23 protein-coding genes and 1 tRNA gene are annotated in these 24,164 nt (G+C 53.3%); 10 read left to right on the top strand and 14 right to left on the bottom strand.

What is annotated here, in order from left to right:
* Window positions 1–33: 33 nt before the first annotated feature.
* Window positions 34–1,482 carry a nitrogenase molybdenum-iron protein alpha chain gene (gene nifD / locus ACL2XO_RS14155; RefSeq protein ID WP_413743006.1) on the bottom strand — a complete coding sequence of 483 codons (1,449 nt, stop codon included), beginning with the start codon at window positions 1,480–1,482 and terminating at the stop codon, window positions 34–36.
* Window positions 1,483–1,562: 80 nt separating this feature from the next.
* Entirely contained in the window at window positions 1,563–2,447 is an 885-nt protein-coding gene (nifH, locus tag ACL2XO_RS14150; RefSeq protein WP_132921731.1) for a nitrogenase iron protein, read from the bottom strand.
* Window positions 2,448–2,887: 440 nt separating this feature from the next.
* Between nifH and ACL2XO_RS14145 the strand changes: the two genes are divergently transcribed.
* Window positions 2,888–2,963, top strand: a tRNA-Asn gene (locus ACL2XO_RS14145).
* A 318-nt stretch (window positions 2,964–3,281) separates the two neighbouring features.
* Entirely contained in the window at window positions 3,282–4,019 is a 738-nt protein-coding gene (locus tag ACL2XO_RS14140) for a metallophosphoesterase (RefSeq protein ID WP_413724368.1), read from the top strand.
* Between the two features lie 337 nt (window positions 4,020–4,356).
* Here ACL2XO_RS14140 and ACL2XO_RS14135 read toward each other — a convergent pair whose 3' ends face one another.
* The 4 genes from ACL2XO_RS14135 to ACL2XO_RS14120 form a co-directional block, all read right to left on the bottom strand.
* Window positions 4,357–4,890 carry an RES family NAD+ phosphorylase gene (locus ACL2XO_RS14135; RefSeq protein WP_413743005.1) on the bottom strand — a complete coding sequence of 178 codons (534 nt, stop codon included), beginning with the start codon at window positions 4,888–4,890 and terminating at the stop codon, window positions 4,357–4,359.
* Window positions 4,887–5,258 (bottom strand): hypothetical protein, encoded by a 372-nt coding sequence (locus ACL2XO_RS14130; RefSeq protein ID WP_413743004.1) that lies wholly within the window; start codon window positions 5,256–5,258, stop codon window positions 4,887–4,889. The genes ACL2XO_RS14135 and ACL2XO_RS14130 overlap by 4 nt, the downstream gene beginning before the upstream one ends.
* 232 nt (window positions 5,259–5,490) lie before the next feature.
* Window positions 5,491–6,132, bottom strand: coding sequence for an NADPH-dependent F420 reductase (locus tag ACL2XO_RS14125; protein ID WP_413743003.1), 642 nt, complete (start codon window positions 6,130–6,132; stop codon window positions 5,491–5,493).
* Window positions 6,133–6,204: 72 nt separating this feature from the next.
* Complete coding sequence (locus ACL2XO_RS14120) at window positions 6,205–7,143, bottom strand: SDR family oxidoreductase (RefSeq protein ID WP_413743002.1); 939 nt, start codon at window positions 7,141–7,143, stop codon at window positions 6,205–6,207.
* A gap of 262 nt (window positions 7,144–7,405) precedes the next feature.
* Between ACL2XO_RS14120 and ACL2XO_RS14115 the strand changes: the two genes are divergently transcribed.
* Window positions 7,406–7,879: a winged helix-turn-helix transcriptional regulator gene (locus tag ACL2XO_RS14115; RefSeq protein ID WP_203521542.1), complete on the top strand. Its 474-nt coding sequence runs from the start codon at window positions 7,406–7,408 to the stop codon at window positions 7,877–7,879.
* A 53-nt stretch (window positions 7,880–7,932) separates the two neighbouring features.
* Here ACL2XO_RS14115 and ACL2XO_RS14110 read toward each other — a convergent pair whose 3' ends face one another.
* Window positions 7,933–8,826 (bottom strand): LysR family transcriptional regulator, encoded by an 894-nt coding sequence (locus ACL2XO_RS14110; protein ID WP_413743062.1) that lies wholly within the window; start codon window positions 8,824–8,826, stop codon window positions 7,933–7,935.
* Window positions 8,827–8,954: 128 nt separating this feature from the next.
* On the opposite strand from ACL2XO_RS14110, the gene ACL2XO_RS14105 reads away from it, so the two are divergent.
* The 4 genes from ACL2XO_RS14105 (at window position 8,955) to ACL2XO_RS14090 (ending at window position 12,006) form a co-directional block, all read left to right on the top strand.
* The gene (locus ACL2XO_RS14105) at window positions 8,955–9,494 is read left to right on the top strand and encodes a nuclear transport factor 2 family protein (protein ID WP_413743001.1); all 540 of its coding nucleotides are present in this window, start codon (window positions 8,955–8,957) and stop codon (window positions 9,492–9,494) included.
* A gap of 24 nt (window positions 9,495–9,518) precedes the next feature.
* Window positions 9,519–9,923: a nuclear transport factor 2 family protein gene (locus ACL2XO_RS14100; RefSeq protein WP_413743000.1), complete on the top strand. Its 405-nt coding sequence runs from the start codon at window positions 9,519–9,521 to the stop codon at window positions 9,921–9,923.
* Between the two features lie 245 nt (window positions 9,924–10,168).
* Window positions 10,169–10,936: a phytanoyl-CoA dioxygenase family protein gene (locus ACL2XO_RS14095; protein ID WP_413742999.1), complete on the top strand. Its 768-nt coding sequence runs from the start codon at window positions 10,169–10,171 to the stop codon at window positions 10,934–10,936.
* Between the two features lie 203 nt (window positions 10,937–11,139).
* On the top strand, window positions 11,140–12,006 hold the full coding sequence (locus ACL2XO_RS14090) for a helix-turn-helix transcriptional regulator (RefSeq protein WP_413742998.1): 867 nt from the start codon (window positions 11,140–11,142) through the stop codon (window positions 12,004–12,006).
* A 50-nt stretch (window positions 12,007–12,056) separates the two neighbouring features.
* Here the strand turns inward: ACL2XO_RS14090 and ACL2XO_RS14085 are convergent, their stop codons facing one another.
* Genes ACL2XO_RS14085 through ACL2XO_RS14075 form a run of 3 tightly spaced genes read right to left on the bottom strand, consistent with a single transcriptional unit; the run spans window position 12,057 to window position 15,571 of the window.
* On the bottom strand, window positions 12,057–12,401 hold the full coding sequence (locus tag ACL2XO_RS14085) for a PTS fructose-like transporter subunit IIB (RefSeq protein ID WP_413742997.1): 345 nt from the start codon (window positions 12,399–12,401) through the stop codon (window positions 12,057–12,059).
* Between the two features lie 28 nt (window positions 12,402–12,429).
* The gene (locus ACL2XO_RS14080; protein ID WP_203521557.1) at window positions 12,430–13,308 is read right to left on the bottom strand and encodes a [formate-C-acetyltransferase]-activating enzyme; all 879 of its coding nucleotides are present in this window, start codon (window positions 13,306–13,308) and stop codon (window positions 12,430–12,432) included.
* Window positions 13,274–15,571: a formate C-acetyltransferase gene (locus ACL2XO_RS14075; RefSeq protein WP_413742996.1), complete on the bottom strand. Its 2,298-nt coding sequence runs from the start codon at window positions 15,569–15,571 to the stop codon at window positions 13,274–13,276. The genes ACL2XO_RS14080 and ACL2XO_RS14075 overlap by 35 nt, the downstream gene beginning before the upstream one ends.
* A 355-nt stretch (window positions 15,572–15,926) precedes the next feature.
* On the opposite strand from ACL2XO_RS14075, the gene fsa reads away from it, so the two are divergent.
* A complete protein-coding gene (gene fsa / locus ACL2XO_RS14070; protein WP_413742995.1) occupies window positions 15,927–16,589 on the top strand; it encodes a fructose-6-phosphate aldolase in 663 nt (220 codons plus the stop codon).
* 23 nt (window positions 16,590–16,612) lie between these two features.
* Here the strand turns inward: fsa and ACL2XO_RS14065 are convergent, their stop codons facing one another.
* Entirely contained in the window at window positions 16,613–17,464 is an 852-nt protein-coding gene (locus tag ACL2XO_RS14065; RefSeq protein WP_132921745.1) for a PA4780 family RIO1-like protein kinase, read from the bottom strand.
* A 391-nt stretch (window positions 17,465–17,855) separates the two neighbouring features.
* Between ACL2XO_RS14065 and ACL2XO_RS14060 the strand changes: the two genes are divergently transcribed.
* Window positions 17,856–18,764, top strand: a complete 909-nt coding sequence (locus tag ACL2XO_RS14060; RefSeq protein ID WP_413724355.1) for an SDR family oxidoreductase — start codon at window positions 17,856–17,858, stop codon at window positions 18,762–18,764.
* Between the two features lie 11 nt (window positions 18,765–18,775).
* On the opposite strand, the gene ACL2XO_RS14055 is transcribed toward ACL2XO_RS14060, so the two are convergent.
* Window positions 18,776–20,230 carry a DASS family sodium-coupled anion symporter gene (locus ACL2XO_RS14055; RefSeq protein ID WP_132921747.1) on the bottom strand — a complete coding sequence of 485 codons (1,455 nt, stop codon included), beginning with the start codon at window positions 20,228–20,230 and terminating at the stop codon, window positions 18,776–18,778.
* A 456-nt stretch (window positions 20,231–20,686) separates the two neighbouring features.
* On the opposite strand from ACL2XO_RS14055, the gene ACL2XO_RS14050 reads away from it, so the two are divergent.
* The gene (locus ACL2XO_RS14050; RefSeq protein WP_413742994.1) at window positions 20,687–21,841 is read left to right on the top strand and encodes a cobalamin-independent methionine synthase II family protein; all 1,155 of its coding nucleotides are present in this window, start codon (window positions 20,687–20,689) and stop codon (window positions 21,839–21,841) included.
* Between the two features lie 421 nt (window positions 21,842–22,262).
* Here the strand turns inward: ACL2XO_RS14050 and ACL2XO_RS14045 are convergent, their stop codons facing one another.
* The gene (locus tag ACL2XO_RS14045) at window positions 22,263–23,285 is read right to left on the bottom strand and encodes an LLM class flavin-dependent oxidoreductase (protein WP_132921749.1); all 1,023 of its coding nucleotides are present in this window, start codon (window positions 23,283–23,285) and stop codon (window positions 22,263–22,265) included.
* 146 nt (window positions 23,286–23,431) lie between these two features.
* Complete coding sequence (locus ACL2XO_RS14040; RefSeq protein WP_413724353.1) at window positions 23,432–23,998, bottom strand: hypothetical protein; 567 nt, start codon at window positions 23,996–23,998, stop codon at window positions 23,432–23,434.
* Window positions 23,999–24,164: the final 166 nt, after the last annotated feature.

Raw genomic sequence — 24,164 nt, 5'->3', positions numbered from 1 at the left:
CTGTGAACCGACGGGTTTAGCAAGCAGGCAATCTCAGGCGGTTTTCAGCCACGGCGCAGTCATTTGGGTCCAGCTCGGGTTGTTCAACGTCATGTCCATATCCCGGGCGAAAACGGCAAAACCGTCGTAGCCGTGATAAGGACCGGAATAGTCCCAGGAGTGCATCTGCCGGAAAGGGAAGCCCATCTTCTGGAAGATGTATTTCTCTTTGATGCCGGAACCTATCAGGTCGGGTTTGAGGATTTTGATGATCTCTTCCAGCTCAAAGCTGCTGGCATCGTCAAACAATAAAGTACTCTTATGCAGATCCGGCAAGGTGCGGTCATAGTCGTCGTTATGGGCAAATTCATAGCCGCTGCCGACGATTTCCATTCCCAGATCCTCATAAGCGCCGATAACATGACGGGGGCGCAGGCCGCCGAGATACAACAGCACCCGCTTGCCTTCCAGACGCTGACGGTACTTGGCAATCACGGCCTCGGTTTGCCCCTGGTAGCGGGCAATGACCTGCTCGGTTTGGGCTTGTATATGCTCATCGAACAGCGCGGCGATTTTGCGCAGGGACTCGGCGATTTTGGTCGGGCCGAAGAAGTTGTATTCCATCCAGGGAATGCCGTATTTTTCTTCCATATGACGGGAGATATAGTTCATTGAGCGGTAGCAGTGCACCAGGTTCAATTTCACCTTCGGCGTATTCTCCATTTCCACCAGGGTGCCGTCGCCGGACCACTGCGCCACTACGCGCAGGCCGATTTCCTGTAGCAGGATCCGTGAAGCCCAGGCATCGCCGCCGATATTGTAATCGCCGATAATGGCGACGTCATAAGGGGTGGTTTCGAACTCTTTTTCGTCACGATTGGACAGGATCCAGTCACGCACCACATCGTTGGCGATATGGTGGCCCAGAGACTGGGACACGCCGCGGAACCCCTCGCAACGCACCGGCACCACCGGTTTGTCGAGTTTTTTCTGCGCTTCCCGCGCCACCGCTTCGATATCGTCGCCGATAAGGCCCACCGGGCATTCCGATTGAACCGAAATCCCCTTGGTTAACGGAAACAGCGTTTCCATCTCTTCTATCAGCTTGGCCAGCTTTTTATCGCCGCCGAACACAATGTCCTTTTCCTGAAAATCAGAGGTGAAATTCAGCGTACCAAACGCATTTACGCCGCTGTAGCCGGTATAATAGTTACGGCGTCCGGCGCGGGAATATTGACCGCAGCCAATAGGGCCATGGGAAATATGGGCCATGTCTTTGATAGGTCCGAACACCACCCCCTTCGAGCCGGCATAGGCGCAGCCGCGCACCGTCATGACGCCAGGCTGCGATTTCCGGTTGGAGGTGATGCATTTACCGACGCTCTCCATTTCCGGGGAGCTCAGCATATAATGCTTGGCACGTTCTTTACGGGCTTTTTCAGGGAAAACTTCCAGCACTTCCTGAATCAGCGCCAGGGTTTGTTCGCCGGTAATATCGGTCATGGCGATATCCTTTACGAGAAATAGTGGGCTTGATGTCCTAAGCCAGCCGTAGCCGGCTCAGGGACTGACGCAGGTTGATATCAGACGGACTGCGCTTCTTCCGCGGCGGTTTTGCCGATGATGTTTTCGTCTTCCACATCCAAAATGCCGAATTCCATCAGCAGCGCCTCCAATTCGTCCATAGTCACCGGCGTCGGGATTACCATCAGTTTGTTATCAACGATTTTTTTCGCCAGGGTGCGGTATTCATTCGCCTGATCGCAGGTAGGATCGTATTCGATCACGGTCATGCGGCGGATTTCCGCCCGCTGCACGATATTGTGCCGGGGTACGAAATGAATCATTTGCGTGCCCAGTTTTTCCGCCAGGGCGATAATCAGTTCATCTTCGCGGTCGGTCTGGCGGGAATTGCAAATCAGTCCGCCTAAACGCACCTTGCCGGATTTGGCGTATTTCACGATGCCTTTACAGATATTATTGGCGGCATACATGGCCATCATCTCGCCGGAACAGACGATATAGATTTCCTGCGCCTTGTTTTCACGGATGGGCATGGCGAACCCGCCGCACACCACATCCCCCAGTACGTCATAGAAAACAAAGTCCAGGGAGTCCTCATAGGCGCCCTCTTCCTCCAGGAAGTTAATGGCGGTAATGACGCCGCGGCCGGCACAGCCCACGCCCGGCTCCGGGCCGCCTGACTCCGCGCAGCGGATGCCCGCATAGCCCACCTGCAAGACATCTTCCAGTTCCAGATCTTCAACCGAGCCGACTTCGGCGGCCAGTTCCATAATGGTATTCTGTGCTTTGGCATGAAGGATCAGCCGGGTTGAGTCCGCTTTCGGATCGCAACCGATGATCATGACCTTCTTGCCTATCTCGGCCAGGGCGGCCACGAGGTTTTGGGTCGTAGTGGATTTACCTATGCCACCTTTGCCATAAATGGCGCATTGACGGATAGCCATGAACATTCTCCTGTGAGTGGATTGACCTTTTCTATCAAGCAGGGAATGTACCAAAAGCACGTCATATACAATTTATTGATTTTTATATATTTATTTTAAAACGGTTATTATTTTAGGACCGGGTTATGAACAAACAGCAAACCTTTTGTCGGGAACCGGACACAAGATGTGCCTAGCGGGGCGGGAAAATGGACATTGTGGACACAATGGACAATGGCGTGACGATGACTGGACAATCAGTCGCGAGCCCGGCCCAACCCGGCCTGGGCAGACGTCCGGAAAGGAGATAGGCCATGTTAACTGCCTATGAACCTTGAGATAATGGGGTTTTGCTTGTAAAATCAGCATCCTGGCGAGAATTTGGTCAAACGCGCCCCTAAAAGAAAATGCGCTTTGACAAATCCGGCCGGCATCATTAGTATTCGCGGCGTTCCGACAATTCCTCTGTAGTTCAGTCGGTAGAACGGCGGACTGTTAATCCGTATGTCACTGGTTCAAGTCCAGTCAGAGGAGCCAAGATTATTGAAAAGCCCGCTCAGGGAACTGATGCGGGCTTTTTGTTTTTAGCGGTTTATGACAGTCGGCTAAGAGCGAGAAGCGGACCTTATGCATCCTTGCTAACATTGGCTCTGAGTAATCGGAATTGAGCTAAGCGATTCATTGTGAATTTCCGACCGCCTTTGCAGCAAGCCTGATTTACCGTAACTTTTGGATTACTGATCCTGATTAATCTGTCTATTTTTGTCATAGTGGTGAACAACATGCAGTTTAGAACCGGATTCATGGCCATGAATCACGCTCTTGTTCCCCCCACAACAATCGTATGAGGTCTTTATGCTGATAGCACAGGTTTCAGATATTCACGCCTCACCCGAAAATGATCACCTGCTTCGGTTCGACCAGGTACTTAATTGGCTTATGCATCTGCAACCGGACGTACTGGTACTTACAGGTGATCTAACGGATGGGCACTGGCAGGAAGGTTATAAACAAATAGCTGACCGCCTGAATCAGCAGAATTACCCTTCGTTGATCCTGCCGGGTAACTCAGACGACCGCAGTCTGATACGTTCGATTTGGGATGAGAACAGGTGGGAGCACGATGCCCAAGGAGAGGCCCTGCACTTAATCCATAACACAGGTGTCATTCGCCTGATTGGTCTGGATTCGACGATTGAATATAAGGAATACGGCAGTGTGACTGACCATCTGGAATGGTTGGATAATCAACTTAGCGACGCAGGCGGCCCTCCGTCATTGCTGTTTATGCACCATCATGTCTTTGCATCTGGCATACCAACGCTAGACAAAACGATGTGCAGAGGTCTGCCTGATATGGAAGATTTGATTAGACGCGCCCCGGCGAGACTGCTAGCCATTTCTACAGGGCATGTCCACAGACCGATAGCTGGTAAGTTTGCGGGCATACCTGCCTTCATTTGTGGCTCAGTCTGCCCGGCAAATCCTGTCTGGTTTGGAACAGTTAACGTTCCTCCTGCGAATGACCCGCCAGCGTTGATGATTCACCGCTACGTCTGTAACTATCTTACAAGTCATCACGTTTGCGTTTAACTGGCATTCTGAAAATGCATAGTTCTCATAGAAAACGCCTCGACCCCAAGTGATTAATACATAATGATGCGAGGGAGCAATGTCTGCTCCTGGCACAGCGCTGACCGCCAGATGTGATTGGACCCAGAGTAGCGAGGATGCCAGATTACGTCCGGGTTGACCTCCCCCCTACTAGTTAATCCGTCGCGAGCCTAACCAAGATTGTAATATTTATCATCGACACGAACCCGAATTAGCTTCGCCCTTATTGGGTATTACCACTTCGTTTAACCTGTCATTTTGGTTTGTTACAACGGTTTTGGTGTTTTTCATCCATGCGCCATCGCTATGCTGCGCGCTACGTATGAGTATTTGGCGGAATACTCTTCAAGTTACTGGCAGGATCATATACGCACAGTTGTATGTCGCTCAGTTGGGAACTTCGATAGATCACCAGATTGATTCCGCCCGGCCGGGCTTGGGAGGGAAAAAGGATGCCATCCAGGCCAGCGGCAACCACGTCGTCGGCCATATACCAAGTGGGGGGTTCGACACCGTTGCCAAAACGTTCCGTGCGCCAATCGACGGCAAAGTCGGCCCACAGCTCGGCCCAGTGCTCAGGGTCGAATCCGGCGCTCAAATCAGCCACCCGCAGTTTTTTAGCGAAAAAAGTGCAGATCGTGCCAGGCTGCAGCCAGGGATTGTCCTGTTTGTATTCGGCCAATGCCGTGACTTCATCAGCCGACAGGTATAGCGCTTCTTGACGGGGACGATTGAAGCGTCCCCCCTGCCTGGCGGCCCCCATGCCGGAACGGGGCGTAGAGGCAAAGGCCGGTACAAGAACCCGATAGAACGCCGGGAACCGCCCGCCGTCAAGAACAACATCAATCATCCAGAGGCACCGTCGGCGAGCGATTCCAGATAGGCGATGACGTCATCGGCCCTACCATCTCTGAGCAGGGCATCAGCCGTCTTATAGCCGAACGCGCGCAAGGGTTCGTTACGGATGAGAAATACGGCCTGCTGAGCATCTCCCGTCATCTCGGTGGCCACCGCGAGAACCCGCACCAAATCCACCAGATACTGCTGCAATTGCTGTGCTTGAGGCCGTGAAGAAGGAGTATTGCGATGTACATGCGCGCGCTCGGCCAGTTCCTGGATTCGGAAGCCAAAAAAATCCCCTACTCTGGCAGGTGATAGGTAGGCGGTGTTAGGCTCGCGAAACTGAACGCTCAGCGGGTTCGGAAGTGATGCACTCATAGTCACTCCTTTCAATGCAACCAACATGCACTTATTATGCACTAACATTGCAAATATTCCAATACCAAGGTAGATACATCTCATAAACGCGCAGTTGACATTTATCACTTAGATCGTAAACGGCGGCAATTGCATAAGCCATCAGTACTTCTTGTTTGTGAGATTTAAACCAGGCCGCCGCGGCCCAGTGCGGCAAATAGTGCCTTCACGATCTGCGCGTTCCCTTGCGTGCTCATCGCGCCAATCCGATATCGACGTGCATGGCAATATCGAACGTGCCGGCGCCGTTTTTTGCCAGGCCGATCATCAAGAGGCCAAGCGATTCGAGCGTCTGGGCCATGTGCAGGGCGCCAATATCCAAAGGCCTCAGGCCGAGGCTCCTAAGGAAAGTCGCAACGCGAGCCTTGGCTTCTCCATCGTCGCCTGCGATGAACGCGTCGAGCCGACCACCCTTGGCAAGCACAGGGCCGAAGAGAGTGTTGAACGCTTTCACGACATGCGCACCGGCGGGGAGACCTTTGGCAGTCTCCTGCGCACCGGAACTGCCATTGGGGGACACCAGGCCCGAGAGGTCGGGTGCTATCGGGTTGGTGATGTCGATGATCACCTTGCCGCCCAGCGCCGCCCCGAAATCGGCCACCACCGACGCCGCACTGCCGTATGGCACGGCGAGGATGACGATGTCCCCCTTTGGTGCGGCGCCGTACGTGCCGGTGGTCGCGCCAGCGCCAAGCTTATCGGCAAACGCCTGCGCCTTGGACTGGTCGCGGCCGATCACCTCGACTACGTGACCAGCCTTGACGCTACGGCCCGCGATTGCCGTGGCCATGCCGCCGGCGCCGATGATGCTGATGGTGCTGATGGGAGTGCTCATATTGTTTCCTCGTCAGTTAACAGGTTGCTCGTCATGTATTACCGGAACATCGCCCCGGTAATACAGCGCGCGTCAGGCAGCCGGAAAATAGTGGCCGTTATCCATATCGGCGAACAGGTCGGGCTGAGTGGGTTCCCAGCCCAGGGCCTGCCGGGTGATAAGGTTCGATGCTGGGAGATCGAGCGTGACCAGGTTTGCCAGGAAGCCAAAGTAGCCCGGCAGCATCAGCACGTCTGCGGGAATGCTCACGGCCGGCACGTTCAGGCGGCTGCCAATGGCCTCGGCGATGGCGCGGAACGGGATGCCCTCGCTCTCGACCCCATGCCAATATTTGCCTGCCCCACCCTTCTCCAGCGCCAGGCGGAACAAGATGGCGAGGTCACGGGCGTGTACGGCCGGCCACAGGTTCGCGCCTTCTCCCGGATAACCGATGACGCCCTTTTCCTTCGCCAGCCCGATCAACAATGGCAGGAAGGCGACGTCGGTCGTGCTGTGCGCGATGGTAGGGATCCGCACGATCGACGACCGCACGCCCCGCTCGGCGAGGCCGATGACGGCGAGATCGACGACGTTACGCACCCGCAGGGTCCCTTTATACGCATCGCCGCCGGGAAGTGACGGGTCTTCCTCGGTGGCCGGCCGGCCCAGCTTTTCCCACCCGGGCGCGCCGATGCTCCCCGACACGACCAGCGGCTTGCCGCTTCCAGCCAGCGCCTCGCCGTACGCGAGCATGATCTGGAGTTCCGCGGCGGCCACGGCGTCGATCCCACCGGAGGGAAGCAGGTCTTGTCTGTGGGCGACGTGAATGACGCCGTCGGCGTCCGCCGCCGCGGCCTTGAGCCCCTCAAGGTCGGAAATATCCCCGCGCCGCGCCTTGGCGCCAAGTGCGGCCACCGCCTCTGCGGCCTTGTCCGAGCGGGCCAGGCCGATAACGTCGTGTCCGGCCGCGACCAGTTCAGGGATGATGTACGAACCGATATGGCCGGTTCCTCCAGTAACTAAAACGCGCATGTTGCTGTTCCTTGTAAGTGAGATGAAAAAATAGTGCTACGGGCGAGCTCAGCCGGGAAGGCTGGCCCCGATTGAAAAGTTGGTGTGCTTGATGGCGTGGGCGAGCAGGCCCAGCGACAGCAAGCAGACGTGTACCAGCGACCGCGCTCAACATACAAACCATGCTAGACATATCGCTTGCAATAAGCAAGTAAAATTACTTGTAAAAAGAAAGTAATCACGGCATTTGCTTGCGATATGCAAGTAATGTTAAGATTTCGCCATGAAAACGACAGGTAAAGAAATCAGGTCACACTGCGCGGTGAACTACGGCGTGGAGATCTTTGGCGACCGGTGGTCGCTCTTGATCATTCGCGACATCGTTTTTGCCGGTAAGAAGACCTATGGCGAGTTCCTGAAATCGGAAGAGGGAATCGCGACCAATGTCCTTGCTTCCCGCCTTGCCTTTCTTGAGGCGCAAGGCATTCTCTCGAGGGTGCCCAGCCCCGATGACGGGCGCAAGGACTTCTACACGCTGACCGAGAAAGGCCTGGACCTCATTCCCATCATGCTGAGCATTGTCCTGTGGAGCGCGCAGCACGATGCGAAGTCGTACGTGCGGGGACAAAAGGAGTTCATTGCGAGAATCAGTCAGCATCCCGTGCAAGTGAGCGAAGAGGTAAAGGCGCTGGTTCGCAATGGCGGATATATATTCCCCAATGGAACGGGTGAACAAGACGGCAAGCATGCCTGTTAACTCCCGCAAACGATATGCGCACGCGAGCAGCGTTATTCTGAGCAAAAAATACGTTAATCCTGACGTAACCAGTCAATAAAGGCTCTCATCGCCGGAGACATGGATTTGCCGGCAGTCCAGCAAAGATGATAGCCGGCAAACTCCACATCCCATTCATTGAGAATAGGATGTAGCGCGCCGGATAAAAGATGCGCGCTCACTCTTTCCGCGGTCACCTGGGCAATACCGATTCCCGCGATGGCGGCTTGATATTGTCGCTCGCGATCGTCCACCACCAGATTCCCCGTTACCGGAATGTTTTTGATCTGGCCGTCATAAAAAAACTGCCATGGCTCCGGCGTTACCGTTCCCGGCCAGCGCCAGCCAATGCAATTGTGCTGCCTTACATCTTCGGGGTGTTTGATATCTTCATGAGTTTCAAGATAAGACGGCGCGGCCACCACTATCTGATGCAACCGGCCGCCAACGGGTACCGCAATCAATCCGGGATCAAGCACATCGCCCAGCCGTAGGGAAAGATCATACCCTCCCGCGATAAGGTCAGTAGGTGAATCGTTAATGGTGATATCAATATGTACATCGGGAAAAGAGCTCAGAAAACCGGGTACCTTATGATCCAGGAACATCATCGCTGCCGAACGAAAGGCATGTATGCAAATATTTCCCCTTATGATATGACTTCTGGCGCGCGCCTGTGCGAGCGCCCCTGCCAGATTCTCCAGTAACGGCGCGGTTTGCAGATAAAGTGATTTTCCATCCTCAGTAAGGCCCACGGAGCGCGTTGTGCGGTTGAAAAGCCGCTGTCCCAAGCGTCCCTCAAGCCCATTAATCTGCTGGCTAACGGCAGACGCGGAAATGCCCAACATGGCAGCGACAGCCCTGAAGTTCAATTTCTCCGCGACCAAAATAAATGTTTTTAGCGCCAAAAAATCCGAACCTTCAATCATCAATTGCCCTTATTGTTAAGCATGGATAATCACTGCACTTAGTTTATGCGGGATTATGTAATTTGAAAGAATAATTATAATGTAGCTTCCGCTTCAGGCAAGCTTGTAAAAAACAGGAGAGAGAACCAATGACCGATGAAAATCAGCCTACCGTAGAGCAGCGGCTGCAGATGATAGAGGATACATTAGCCATTTATGAACTTGTCGCTTCTCACCCTCCCAGCGCTGATACCGGCCTCGCCGAATATACCGCTGCTGTCTATATGGAGGATGGGGTTTTTAATCGCGGAGAGGGGTTGGATGGAGCAAAAGGCGTGGAGGCTATCGCGGCATTTATTATCAGGCAAGCCCATGAGGAGGCAATCAAAGGCGGACTGGCACACTTTGCCGGGTTACCGCTAATCGACCTACGCGGCGATAAGGCTATTGTCACCTCCTACTTGCAACTTTTACAGCTGGATAAACAGGGTGAAATGCGCGAGATGGCTAATCATGGCTTATCAACCGGGTACCGTATCCACCGGGTTGTGGTTAACCGTTGGGAGCTCGAACGCCATGCGGGGCGCTGGAAAATACGCAGCAGAACCCTTCTTCCGGTCGATGGGACCGATGCGCCACGCCAGTTATTAACACGCGGCCTCTCAGATATTCTCAAAGCCGCACGCTAATTATCATCTACAGTTACGAGGAAAATGATGAGCGAAAAAAATCGCCGGTTTCTGACGTCCCTATTCCAGACGATTGCAAGCCAGGGATGGGGAGATAATTTTATGTCTGCACTGCATGAAGATCTGGAGTTCAATGCAATGGGAACTTCGCCCTTATCCGGGACCTACCAAGGGAAAGAGGCTTACCGTAGTCAACTTATTAAACGACTTGATGACAAGCTGGAATCCTGGCCTGTCCCAATAATCGATACGATGATCGTCGATGGCAACCTTGCCTGCCTGCAATTCCATGCTACAGGTGGAAAGGGAAAAAACGGTGCGGATTTTAATATGAGCTATTGCTGGGTGCTACATATCGAGAATCAGCAGATTACAAAAATATGGGGGTATTACGATGCATTCAAGATGAATGAGCTTTTTAACATATAATAACAATCTCACTCTCGAATGCTATGGGCTTTTATTGATATGGCAAAGCGCAAAGGACTGGCGTTTTAGCCGCGATGTTCTGCGGATGTTGCCGCACTGTCCCATGAGTGGATTTCCAATATAAATCACATTTTTGCCGCCATGCCACATATGTCCAGATTTTCGTTGCATTAGCCTGCTTCTTTATTGCTCATGATCGCGTATTTTTTAATACGTTACAAAAACGTGAAAATGAAGGAGCTAATATGAAAACCCAATCTGAAAGCTATCTTGAGGCTCTTGGCGCCACTGCTGATTTATCCCGCGATATGATTGACCAGTTGGAGACCAAGGGCTACGTCGTTATCCGCGATGTTATTGACCCGGACTGGCTGGAAGATATGCGTGCGGCGTTTGACGGGCTGGTAAAAAAGGAGGGAGATAATCTCGCGATAGAGCATCACCAGGAAGAGACCGCCACCCGGATTGCCAACATGATCAACAAAGGCACGGTATGGGAGAAAGTCTGGGCACATCCGGTTGTTCTGTCGGTATGCCGCCATATTTTCCAGGGACCATTTAAGGTCTCCAGCCTGAATGGCAGAGAAGCGCTTCACCATGGCGGCCATCAGCCCCTGCATGCGGACTGGAAAAAACCCCGGCCCGATTTTCCAAAGGTCCATCTGGTCAACGCAATCTGGGCCATAGATGACTTGAGCGCGGCCAACGGCGCGCCGCGTATTATTCCCGGTACCCACCGTCGACCGGAATTGCCCGAAGATATCTTGCCCGACCCCGCCTTACCGCATCCTGATGAAGCCATTTTTGCAGCGCCGGCGGGCAGCGTGATGATTTATAACGCCCATGCCTGGCATGGCGGGACCACCAATACCGTGGGTACCCGGCGCAGAGTTTTACATGGCTTATATTGCGATCGCGAGGATGCGCAGCAGCAGGATCAACGCAAATGGCTGAAGCCGGAAACCGCCTCCCGTCTGACGCCGGCGCAAAAGTGGCTGCTTGATGTCTTATAAAAGACAGGGGATAGCCATAGTTTTATGTCCCAAGCCTGTTATTAACGATGACTGCGGCCCTGAGGCTAAATGTTCGGTTTCATTGTTCACGGGCCTGACGGTTTTCTTCAGGCTCTTAATCATAAAATGACCCATCCTGTCTCGCTTGAAAGACCTCATGAAACCTTTTAAGATCCCCGTTATCGTTTAAAAGAGATCTGGCTATGCAGCAAGACGTTATAGACATCATTGCTCGGTTGATTTCCCGTCATCATGCAATGACTTTAAAATTCCCGAATAACTCGCTCCCTGCTCCGCCTTTGGCTAGCGTAGTAAGCTTTCCTCGTCTCGAAATTGTGATAGAAGGAGAAGTTCAAGATAAAAGTCTGCCGGAGGCCCAAGGAATTCTAAAAAAATACAATGCGCTTTATATACCCGCGGGCAAATGGAATTTGATAAGCTGGACCCGTCCTGCGACATTATTAAGCATTCTATTTAGCAAAAATAAATTAGGCTTTAGCATTCAGCAATGGGATGGCGATAACCTCATCTACGTTGATAAACAAAACGTCGCCCGCCTCGGCCCGCGGGTCGGTTCTTTTCTGCTGCAAGCGATGAATGAGATTGTTTCCAACCTGGACGATCAGCAAACAGCGCGATTGGTTCTCGCCGGCTTGCTGAGCCACTGCTCAGACCAACTCATCAACCAGGCGCAAAAATTAACCCCCAGCCGGGCGTTATTTGAGGTCATTCAGGAATATATTGACGATAACGCCTCGTTTCAACTCACCCGCGATGATGTTGCTAAACGTTTTCATATTTCTCCCAATTATCTTTCACATCTATTTAGAAAAACCGGCAGCATTGGTTTCAACGAATACCTTAACCACGTTCGTCTGGAACGCGCTAAGTTATTACTTAAAGGTTATGATATGAAGGTTAAAGAAATCGCGAGCAGCTGTGGTTTCATCGACAGTAATTATTTTTGTCGTATTTTTCGTAAAAGTACGGCCCGATCCCCAACCCAATACAGAAGCCAGTGGCGAAGCCAATGTGACAATAAAGAGAGTCACGACATATCTCCCCGATGAAGGGTATGGATACCGCCATTCCTATCACATCCCTTTATATTACCTATTCTTCAGCTCACTCTAAGATGTGTGCCATTGGGCACATTAAACGCTTGTTCAACTACTGACATGACTTTATGGGGTTCTAACAAAAAAATGCGGGTGGTGGTCTGAACGCTTCTGCACGTTGCAAACCGTTCCGCGCCGTCAATGACAATGTCAGTGATAAGCACCGCCACATTTGCTCTCGCTATATCTTCCGCCGTTATGGCATTTTCCGTGCCTAATGCGCCTTGCGTTTCAACCTTCACGGACCATTTTTCCTGCTGGCATAATTTTTCGAAACGTTCCGCCGCCATATACGTATGGGCGACGCCGCTTATACAGGCAGTTACCGCAACAAGATAACGCGTCATTCTGTCACCTTCCTATCCTCTTAGCGGACTAGCCGCCGACCTTAATACGATAGCCGGCGGATTCAGCCATTAATCGCAACGGAGCGATGTCGCTTTCATCCGGCGCAGGCACGCCTTTCATCTGCCATGGCCGGTCTAACAGAGAATACTTGGGCTCTCCGTAGGGGTGGAAAGGCAATAAATGTAATTCATCTATTGCCAAAGGCGCCAACACATCCAGTACCCGGCACATATTCTCCCGCGTCATTGTATATCCCGGAATCAAAGGAATGCGCGGAATAACGTGGATACCGTTAGCCACCAGTAAGCGCATATTTTTCAGCACCCGCGGCAGATTGATATGAAGCACTTCTTTTGACTGTTTTTCATCCATGATTTTCAGATCAAATAACACATCATCACATTGACGCGCAAGGGGCAGTAAACGAGCGGCAGGCGCATCGCCGGCTGTTTCAATCGCGGTATTGATTCCCAATCGCCGCAACCTGGCAAGAAAACGCGTGGCAAATTCAGCCTGCATTAATACTTCTCCCCCCGAAAGCGTCACTCCGCCGGACGATGAACGAAAGAAGATATCATCCTTCAGTGCCTCTTTTTCCAAACCATCCAGCGTCACGTCGCGGCCGATACGCGCCAATGCGCCGGAGGGACATTCATCCGCATCATTGAGACAGACAGCGCGATGGAGGCATTTTTTTTCACGGCGCACTGTTTCAATACTGCCGGAAATGGATTCAGGGTTGGCGCACCATGGACAGCGATGCGGGCATCCCTTGAAAAAAATCACCGTACGGATCCCTTGTCCATCGTTAAGGGAGTAGCGCTGGATATTGAAAATGCGGGCCGTTTCATCGGCCGGATAGTCAATGCATTTACAATTGATGCGCCGTGCGGCGGATAATGTCATCCTGAATCTCCCTCGACAACTCCACAAAGAAGGCGCTATAACCGGCAACGCGAACCACCAGGCCGGCAAAATCCTGCGGACGCTGCTGTGCTTCCCGCAGCGTTTGGGCATTCACCACGTTAAACTGGATATGCTGCAGTTTCAGTTTGGTAAAGGCGTGCAAAAAGTCACTGAGTTTATTAAGCCCGCCGTCACCCGCAAGCGTAGCCGGGGTAAATTTCACATTTAACAGCGTACCGTTCGACAGCAAATAGTTGTCCAGTTTACTGACTGATTTTAATACCGCCGTAGGTCCATTGCTGTCCTGCCCCAGCATCGGCGATAGCCCGCCGTCGGCCAGCTGTTCACTCGCGAGACGTCCGTCCGGCGTTGCCCCGACCACCGCACCCAAGGGTATATGGGCGGATACGGTATAAGACCCCGGCGAGAAATGCCCGCCGCGGGGGTTGGTCCAGGTTTCGACTTCTTTGCAATAGAAGCGCAGTAAATCAGCGCTGATATTATCCACCTCATCAATATCATTGCCGTATTTCTCAAAGCGGTTAATCAGCCGGGCCCGGATATTTTTCCCGTCCGCAGTGGCAAAATTCGCTTTCAGCACCGCCAGAAGCTCATCAAAGCTCAGACGCTGTTGATCAAATACCATACCTTTCAAGGCGTGTAACGAATCGCTGAGATTAGCGATGCCAATGCCCTGGACACCCGAGAAATTATAGCGCGCGCCGCCTTCGGTTATATCCTTGCCCTTCGCCATGCAATCGCTGATAAACGAAGAAAGCAGCGGCACCGGCGCCCGGTCGCGGTGGCCGATATCGCAAATATTGCTGCCTTCCACCATCAGCTTGATATAGTGGCGAATCTTATCGCGTATCTGCCTTAGCAGGCTGTCCCAGGTGATAACCGCGCTGCCTTCATTTTCCAGCAAGACAATCTCCATGACTTTAAGCAGATTGAACATGGCAATATCATGCAAACCGTAGGTTCTGCCGGGAATAGAAAGCTCGACGCAGCCTACCACCGCATAATCGCGAGCATCCTCTAGTGAAACGCCCCGATTCAGGAACGCGGGCACCACCACTTCATCATTAAAGATCTGCGGAATGCCGGTTCCCAGCCGGATGGTTTCCGCCGTTTTCAGCAAGAACGGACGATCGATAAATTCATTTACCCGTACGCCGATATTCGGCTGCGGAAGCTGAACGGTTTGATAGGCGTCAAGACACAGGAAAGAGAGTATATTCACCGCGCTGCGGCCATTTTCCGTCAAGCCGCCTAATATCACGGTATAACCCGTTGGGAATCCGGCAAAATAGCGGGCGCTGCCGGCTGAACGCAACAATACTACGTCATTACATTTTACCCACAGTGATTCCAGCAACTCTTTTAGCAACGCCGGACTGTGGCCACGGCTCAAAGAGGACTGGTAAAATGGCAGCATGTATTGGTCAAAACGCCCCAGTGATAAAGAGCTGGCGTTAGATTCATATTGCAATATTACGTTCATATACCAAAACAACTGACAGGCCTGCCGGAAATCTTCCGGGCGATACTGTGCATTATGACGGGAAATATCCGCAATCGACCGCAACTCCTTACGGCGGGTATCGTTTGTGCACCTTTCCGCCAATTGGTCGGCCAAGGCGGCATAACGCAATATATGTCGCTGTGATGCTTCCAGTAATAGCAAGCCGGCCTGAAAGAAGACGTTATCCTGATGCTCGGCGCAGCGGCTTTTCATCTCGGCAATAAGCTTCGCCAGGCCGTTATTCAACAGGTGCGGATAATCAATAATAATATGGCCCTGGCCTTTATCGGTCTGGTTTATGCTGAAAATCTGCGTACTGGCGGCAGCGTTAACCTCGTCGCTCATCTGACCATTAATAAAGTCTTTCATCGATCGCGTTATCCAATAAGGATAAAGCTGCTCGCGATAAATCTGTTTATCTTCGTCACTGATGTCAAAACGATCCTGAGGGCGAGAGGAAAATTGATCCAGCTCGGTAAGCAGCCAATAAGGATCCATTTCCGGAGAGATAATCCCGGACCGCGGTTTTACGGTGCGGTTGCCGGCAATCAATTCGCCATCACGAATTGCGATATCAACGTTATCAAGAATATAGGCGGTTGCCTTGGCGCGACGCATTAACACCGACTCCCCCGCCGTTTGTCGATGGCTGGCGGTATAGAGCAATGCCCTCTCAAGCGAAATTTCGCGGGGATGGGCCAGCATTGCGCTTTTCAGCTGTTGGACTCGATTCGTCATGAAGACCCCTCATTAAAAGAATGGCGTGAAAACACCCACCAGGCCGGCCGCTTTTTCAAGGTAGCCGGCGCTTTAAACAATAGGCATACGCCACGGAAGATGACAGACGAGAAAAAGGGCATTTACTGGACTTTTGTACTGTTAAAATAAAAATGCGAGCTTGCTCAACCCTCTTGCCCATAGGGACTCAAGTCAAATCCAATGCGAAGTGTGACTTGAAGCACGTTTTATTGCGTTGAATACATTTATCCAGTGTTTGACACTTTTGACGCATAGCTTAATAGCGCCATGTTTTTTAATCTGGCATCAGCGCGAACGTGAAAGTGACTATGACGATTGAATGAAAGGAAAACCGATGGAACTCTATCTGGATACCGCGAATGTCGCGGAAGTAGAACGACTGACGCGTATATTCCCCCTTGCCGGCGTTACCACCAATCCAAGCATTGTTGCCGCCAGTAAGGTCCCGTTATGGGAAGTCTTGCCGCGCCTGCGGGAAGCCGTGGGAAAAGATGGCCGTTTGTTTGCTCAGGTATTGGGCCGCGACGCGGCAACAATGGTTGCTCAGGCGAAGCAATTGGTGGCGCGCATTCCGGGAATTGTGGTAAAAGTCCCGGTGACCTCAGAAGGACTCGCCGCCATCAAGCTTTTAACCGCCGGCGGGATTACAACCCTGGGCACCGCGGTTTACAGCCCGGCGCAGGGACTGCTGGCCGCACTGGCCGGCGCGGAATATGTTGCCCCTTATGTCAACCGGGTAGATGCGCAAGGCGGCGACGGGATCAAAACCGTACAGGAATTGCAGGCGCTTCTCGACCTGCACGCGCCGCGCTGTAAAGTGCTGGCCGCCAGTTTCAAAACCCCGCGCCAGGCGCTGGATTGCCTGTTGGCAGGCTGTGAGGCCATTACCCTGCCTTTGGACGTGGCGCAACAATTAATCAGTTCTCCGGCGGTGGACGCCGCCATCGATAAATTCGAGCATGATTGGAGTGGTGCGTTTGGAAACCTGAACCTATAAACAAGGCGGCATCCCGGCGGGCTTTAAAGGTCGCGCTCCTTCTGTGCCCGCTGGCGATCGTAGTATTCATATTCAGCGGAAATGATTTCATCGAGCAATGAATCCACATCGGCTTTCTGGGTATTTTCAGCGAACCGCCCGGTGAGAATGGTTTCCGGTGTCAGCTTCCCGTCTTCATACAGCGCCCAGATTTCTTTCGCATAACGGGTTTCCAGCAGCCGCGGCGCGAACCGGCCGTAGTATTCGGTCATGTTGTTGACATCCCGTTCGAACATGGATTCGGCGTGGTTGTTCGCCGCGGCATCCACCGCCTGGGGCAGGTCGATAATGACCGGCCCTTTGGCGTCCATCAGCACGTTGAATTCTGATAAATCCCCATGCACGATACCGGCGCACAGCATTCGTACGATATTGCGGATCATGGTGTCGAAATCGGCTACCGCTTCATCTTCCGTCAGAATCACTTCGCTCAGACGCGGCGCGACCACGCCGTCGGCGTCGGTGATAAGCTCCATCAGCAGCACTCCGTCCAGACAGATATAGGGCTGCGGTACCCGCACCCCGGCATCCGCCAGCAGGAATAGCGCATTGACTTCCGCCGTCTGCCAGGACTCTTCCTGCTGCTTGCGGCCGAACTTTGTGCCTTTTTGCATAGCCCGCGCGTTGCGGCTGTTACGGACTTTACGGCCTTCCTGATACTGCACGGCCTGCTTGAAGCTACGCTGCGTGGCTTCTTTGTAAACTTTGGCGCAACGGATCTCTTCACCGCATAACACAGTGTAAACGTCGGCTTCTTTGCCGCTTTTCAATCGACGGACCACATCGTCTATCAGACCGTCAGCCACCAGCGGTTGGATTCTATTTGGTATTTTCATGCAGCCTTGTACCTTATTTCAGCGCATGAGGGAATGACCTGCGCACTATATTTGCCGCGAAGGATCTATCTTGTAGCACTGATGAGTCGCTTTATCTGTTATCTCGCATATGCCAGACTGCCTCCATTATGCCACACTATTTATTGTTACTGGGCAATATCCGCGTAGTGTATTCGGTGTCAATCAAGACGGTTATCGCTGCCAGGGTGGGAGCCGATGGGCTAACGCCCTGAAAATCGCCGGATTCCGGGCGTTTTTACGTTGATGGCCCGCCCCGTGGCAATCCCTCCGGCGACGCGATCCTGTTGCTATTTATACTACGATAAACTCACTACTTTTATAGCGGCCGCTTTCAGGCAACACTTCCTTCACACAACACTGGAGGTATTCTATGCGCGTATTTCTTACTGGTGCGACCGGTTTCATCGGATCACGCATCGTACCCGAACTGCTTGCCGCCGGGCATCACGTCCTCGGTCTGGCGAGATCGGATGCCGGCGCCCGGTCCCTGGAGGCCGCCGGCGCGCAAGCGCATCGCGGCGATCTGGAGGATCTGGACAGCCTTCGCGACGGCGCGGCCAAGGCCGATGCGGTTATTCATACCGCATTCGATCATGACTTTTCGCGCTTTGTGGCCAATTGCGAAAAGGACAGGCGGGTCATTAACGCCTTGGGTTCCGTTCTCAAAGGCTCCGCCCGGCCCCTCATCATAACATCCGGAACCGGCATGGGCGATGCCGGACTGGGCCGGCCGGCGACGGAAGACGTGTTCAACGCCAACAACCCCAATCCGCGCGTGGCCTCCGAGCTGGAGGGCAATACACTGCTGGCGGCCGGCGTCGACGTGCGCGTGGTGCGGCTTCCGCAGGTCCACGATACGTTCAAGCAGGGGCTTATCTCGCCCTTCATCGCGATCTGCCGGGAGAAAGGCGTGGCGGCCTATGTCGGCGAAGGAGCCAACCGCTGGCCGGCGGCCCATGTGCTGGATGTGGCGAAGCTCTATGCGCTGGTCCTGGACCAGGGGCGCCGGGGGGACAGGTATCATGCCGTTGCCGAGGAGGGCGTTTGCGCGCGCATCATAACGGAGGTGGTAGGAGCAGGACTCGGTGTGCCGGTGGTGTCCCTATCGCCCGAACAGGCGCCGCAGCATTTCGGCTGGTTCGCCATGTTCGCGGGCATGGACCTGCGGGCTTCCGGCGCATGGACCCGCGAACAGCTCGGCTGGGAGCCGACCGGCCCGGGGCTGCTGGACGATCTGAAGCGGATGGACTATTCGCTGCCGGCGGGCGGACATCAATAATCAATCGCCGGCTAAAACAGTCCTAGAATCCGCCACCAGGCCAGTCCCACCGCCATGAATATCGCCTGGTTGATTATGCTGATGATAAAACCGGTGCGCCACCAGACATTGGTGGGCACATAGCCGGCGCCAAACAGGATGGGACCGCGCGCATGGGTATATTGGGTCAGGGAGCAATACAGGCTGCTGGTAAATGCCAGCATAAAGGCCATCGGCAGCGCCGGAATGCCAAGCTCTATGCCGACGGCCAGAAACACCGCATACAGCGCGGCGATCTGCGCGTTGCCGCTGGCAAAGAAGTAATGGGTGTACATATAGGCGGCATTTAACAGCAGCAACACCCACACCCAATGCGTGCCGGACATCAGATGGCCGATATTCGAGCCTACCACATTGCCGAACCAGGTAGTGAATCCCAGATCCTTCAGCTTGTTGGCCATCATCAGCAATGCGGCGAACCATACCAGGGTGTCCCAGGCGCCCTTTTCGCTTTTGATATCTTCCCAGGTCAACACGCCGGTCAGCAAGAGAAACGACAGGCCGACAAACGAACCGGTGGTGGGATCCACCCCGAGGGTTGAGCCAAAAATCCACAGTATCAGCAGCAGTAATACCGTGACGACCATCAGCCACTCCGAACGGCCCAGCGGGCCCATTTTTTCCAGCTCGGCGGCGGCGAACTTAGGCGCATCCGGCGTCTTTTTAATCTCCGGGCGCACCAGGAAATAAACGCATGGCGGCACAATGACGAGCGACACCGCGCAGGGCACCACGGCGGCGAGAAACCATTCGAACCAAGAGATAGACACGCCGGCGTCGGCTGCCAGTTTCACCGCCAGCAGGTTGCCGGTATAGGCGGTCATAAACAGCGCGGAGGTGATATCGTTGACATTGCCGATGCAAACGATCAGGAACGTGCCGATTTTACTGCGCGATGCGTTATCGGGATGAGAATCAAAGCTGCGCGCCAGCGAATCGGCGATGGGATAAATTACCCCGCCGCAGCGCGCGGTATTGCTGGGCATTGCCGGCGCCAGCAGCAGATCGGCGAACGCCAGCCCGTAAGCCAGGCCGAGGGTACGTTTTCCCAGCAGCCGAATCAGCATCAGGGCCAGCCGTCGCCCGAGGCCGGTTTTGATAAACCCGCGCGCAATCATAAAGGCCACGACGATAAGCCAAATCAGAGAACTGTTAAGTTCGCTTAGCGCCGTAACGATGGCGCCTTCGGCGCTCTTGTCGCCGGCGGCATAGGTCAGCGCAAAAAGAGTGATGCTGATAATGCCTATGGCGCCGATGGGCAGGACGTTAGCCACAATGGCGATAATGGTGGCCACAAATATCACCGCTGAATGCCAGGCGTGGACACTGAGTCCGGTGGGGGGCACAACCCGCCACAGCGCCAGGCCGGCCACGACAATGACGGCCAGCGACAGCCAACTCAGACCATAGGATGTTTTGATTTTCAACGGACGATCCCTTTGTTTAACGTTAGGATTTCAGTCTATTCCCTTAGAACGGCGCCTGTATTGCGGATATTTACCATTATAAGACAGGATAAACCCTGAACATGACAATTATTCATTAATTAGAAAGCATTATTTTTTTATTGATCTTGATCAAGTCACTTATCAATAATTCATTTTGATGGGTGGACTTTCATCGCCTATTGTTGCGGCCGGCAACGCCCTATTTAAGGGAAAGATTATTTCCCCTACCCTCCTTCGCAATAAATGGCCGGCGGCGATTAATTATCCGTCATGATTAAATGCGATTGAATTCGTTCCGTGAATCTCTGTTATTAACATCACCGTGACGCTGTCCCGGTATTATTGGCGGTCGACAATTCACCCTTCCTCCCCTAGAATAACCGCGGTGGTTTCATCCACTCATAATAGAAAAAATTATCTCAGAGGAGTCTGCACGTGTCGCAACAAGAACCTCGCATTTTAACCACCCATGTCGGCAGCCTGCCGCGCCCGACTCGATTGCTGGATCTTATGAAGGCCAATATCGAAGGCACGGACAATCGGGCCGAACTTGAAAATTGCATCCGGGAATCGGTGATCGAGTCAGTTCAGCAGCAATTGGCTGATGGGATTGATATTGTCACGGACGGCGAAATGTCCAAAGTGGGTTTTTTCGCCTACGTCCGCGATCGTATCTCCGGTTTCGAGCCTCGTCCGGGAGCGGGTTATGCCGCTTTTGAAGCTGAAGTCGAAGCGTTTCCCGAGTATTACAGCGAGTATTTCGGCAAAGCAATGCTGGGAGGAAACCTGGTGCCTTTTGTTCCGGTCGTCTGTACCGGGCCGGTGTCCTATCATGGCGTCGCGCAGCTCAAGCGCGATCTGGGCAATCTGGCGGATGCGCTGAAAATCACTCCCGCTCATTCCGCCTTTGTTCCTTCGGTGGCGCCCACAGGCGTCGGCAGCAACGCTTTTTATGAAAATGAGGGGGACTATCTGTCAGCTATTGCCGAAGCCCTGCGAGTCGAATATAAAGCCATTATCGATGCCGGATTTACCCTGCAGATTGACGATCCCTTTTTACCCGATCTTTTTGCCGACCGGCATCTCACCAGCGTCCAGATCCGTCAGAAAGCCACTGATTATGTCACCATTCTGAATCATGCGCTGCGCGGAATTCCCCAGGAAAAAATACGCTATCATACCTGCTATAGCATCAATGAGGGGCCGCGTATCCATGACGTGCCTTTTATCGAATTTGTACGCTATATGCTGGATCTTAATGTCTCGGATTACTCCTTTGAAGCCGGGAATGTTCGCCATGAACATGAATACCATATATGGGAACAGGTGAAACTGCCGGAAGGGAAACGCCTCATCCCGGGGGTTATCTGCCACGCCAGTAATACCGTCGAACACCCTGAGCTCATCGCTGAACGCTTGATTCGTTTCGCTGAGCGCGTCGGAAGAGACAATGTGCTGGCAGGAGCTGATTGCGGCTTCTCTTCACAGGCAACCTATAAAACCGAGGTGCATCCCACTATCGTCCGGGAGAAGTTCAGGGCACTGCGGGCCGGGGCGGATATCGCCAGCAAGAAATTATGGCGGCGTTAAAATAAAAAATACCCAGATCGCCGCCGGCGGCACTGGCGGCGGCGGCGGCGGCGGCGGCGGCGGCGGCGGCGGCGGCGGTAAATTTTATGGAACCTGAATTAAAATAAGGAATAGTCCGGCATACAAAAACGCATTACGATCTATAATCAACTTTCTTAACTATCTTCAACAGAGAACACCATGAAGAAAATTGCACTTTGCTTGGCTTTAGCCGTTTTTACGCTGCCGATAACCACCATAAGCTGGGCAGCTCCCGTCAGGCATGAAAAGGTCGTTGTGGTCCATAAGCATCGCCATCATGTGGTAAAACACCCGATTAAAAGACATCACCCCGTCGTTATCGAAAGACGCTAGACCAGGCCTGACGCCAGGCAACGCTTTCGCGGCTAACAGAGATCTGTTGGCCGCTTTTTTTTATCGTTCAGCGCCATCCCAGGCCGGGCGCCACATGGGTCAGGATTGACTCGATGGCGTGAACGTTATAGTCGACCCCCAATTGGTTAGGCACGGTCAACAGCAAGGTGTCGGCTTCGGCTATGGCTTCATCCTGTTTTAGCTCCGCGATCAGGACATCCGGTTCGGCGGCGTAGCCGCGGCCAAATATAGCCCGGGTCTTTTCATCAAGAAAACCGATTTGGTCGCCATCGCGGCTGCTATTGCCGAAATAGGCGCGATCCCGCTCATCCATCAGGGCGAAGATACTGCGGCTCACCGACACCCTGGGCTCGCGCGCGTGACCGGCTTCCCGCCACGCGGCACGGTAGGCCCGAATTTGCTTGGCCTGCTGAATGTGGAAAGGTTCCCCGGTTTCGTCGTCCTTAAGCGTTGAACTTTGCAGATTCATACCCAATTTGGCTGCCCAGACCGCGGTGGCATTGGAGCCGGCGCCCCACCAAATCCGGTCCCGCAGGCCGGCGGAAAAGGGCTCGAGGCGCAATAAGCCCGGTGGGTTCGGGAACATCGGCTGCGGGTTGGGCTTGGCGAAACCCTCCCCTCGCAGAAGGTCAAGCAAGACCTCGGTATGGCGTCGTCCCATGTCGGCGTCCGACTCGCCTTCGGCGGGCTGATAGCCAAAATGGCGCCAGCCGTCTATGACCTGTTCCGGGGAGCCGCGGCTGATGCCCAACTGCAGGCGTCCGCCGGAGATAAGATCGGCCGCGCCGGCGTCTTCGGCCATGTAATGGGGATTTTCATAGCGCATATCGATAACGCCGGTGCCAATCTCGATGCGGCTGGTTCGGGCGCCCACCGCCGCCAGCAGGGCAAAGGGGGAACTGAGCTGGCGGGCAAAGTGATGCACCCGGAAATAGGCGCCGTCCGCCCCCAACTCCTCCGCGGCCACGGCAAGTTCAATGGATTGCAGCAGCGCGTCAGCGGCGGAGCGGGTACCGGATTGCGGTGAAGGAGTCCAATGGCCGAACGACAAAAAACCGATTTTCTTCATGGAATTAAGGCCCTTATTATCATTGGCTTATTAATGTATGAGGCCCTACTGCTGAAACCGGGCCCACCTATAACCGCCAGTCCGGCGCAACATACCGGTTAAGCACTGTTGTCCCGATAATAAAGCCCCCCCCTCTGAAGCGCAAATCACGGTTGCCGCCATTGGCGGACGGTAACGTCAAGGCCGTCGGATTCAACCCACGGTTGACCAGAGCATGGCCCGGACAGCTTTTGTTCTGAAAAGCGGGACGTCTCGCACTCTAGGCCAAAAAGCTCAATGCCGGTGACGTTTCGCATTTTATAGATACCCCCTGCCCAAAAGGTGATAGCCATCGCTTCGGTATTCAGCACGATAATTTCTCCTTCAGCGTAGGGCATCATTCTGCCTCTGCCATAAACCTCAATAAACGGCGGGCGCGAGTTTTTTTCATACGAGATCATAAATGACGCGGTACTGGGCGTGAATTTTTTACAAAGATGTTTAACATGAAATTGCCTTAGGGCAAGATTCACCATACTTGCCCCGCTCTCATGGAAAAACCATTCTGTTTCGCCTAATCCTGGAGTGCTTGAGTATATTGCCTTGGTGGGATGAAAACAGACATCCGAGGCATTAACCCGCAATAACGTTGATAAAACGTTATCCTGCTGTCTATTTTCATTGATTTTCGTACTGTATTCGGATTTTGTTGATTTCACGTCTGATATGATCAAAATTACCATCCATTAAATAGCTGAAACTGTCGATTGCCGTCCACAGTGATTCTATAAAAACGTTCTTCCGGACATCATCCAGAGTGTTGTGATAACAGTTATTGAGGGCTGGTGTAATTTCAGCCCGTCAAGCCTTAATCTAAGTCAACTTAGCATCCTGCCGACC

Origin of the sequence: Sodalis sp. RH15, assembly GCF_047324255.1 — a bacterium.
GTDB classification, from domain to species: domain Bacteria; phylum Pseudomonadota; class Gammaproteobacteria; order Enterobacterales; family Enterobacteriaceae; genus Acerihabitans; species Acerihabitans ligni.
This window is presented reverse-complemented; position numbering and strand designations above follow the sequence as displayed.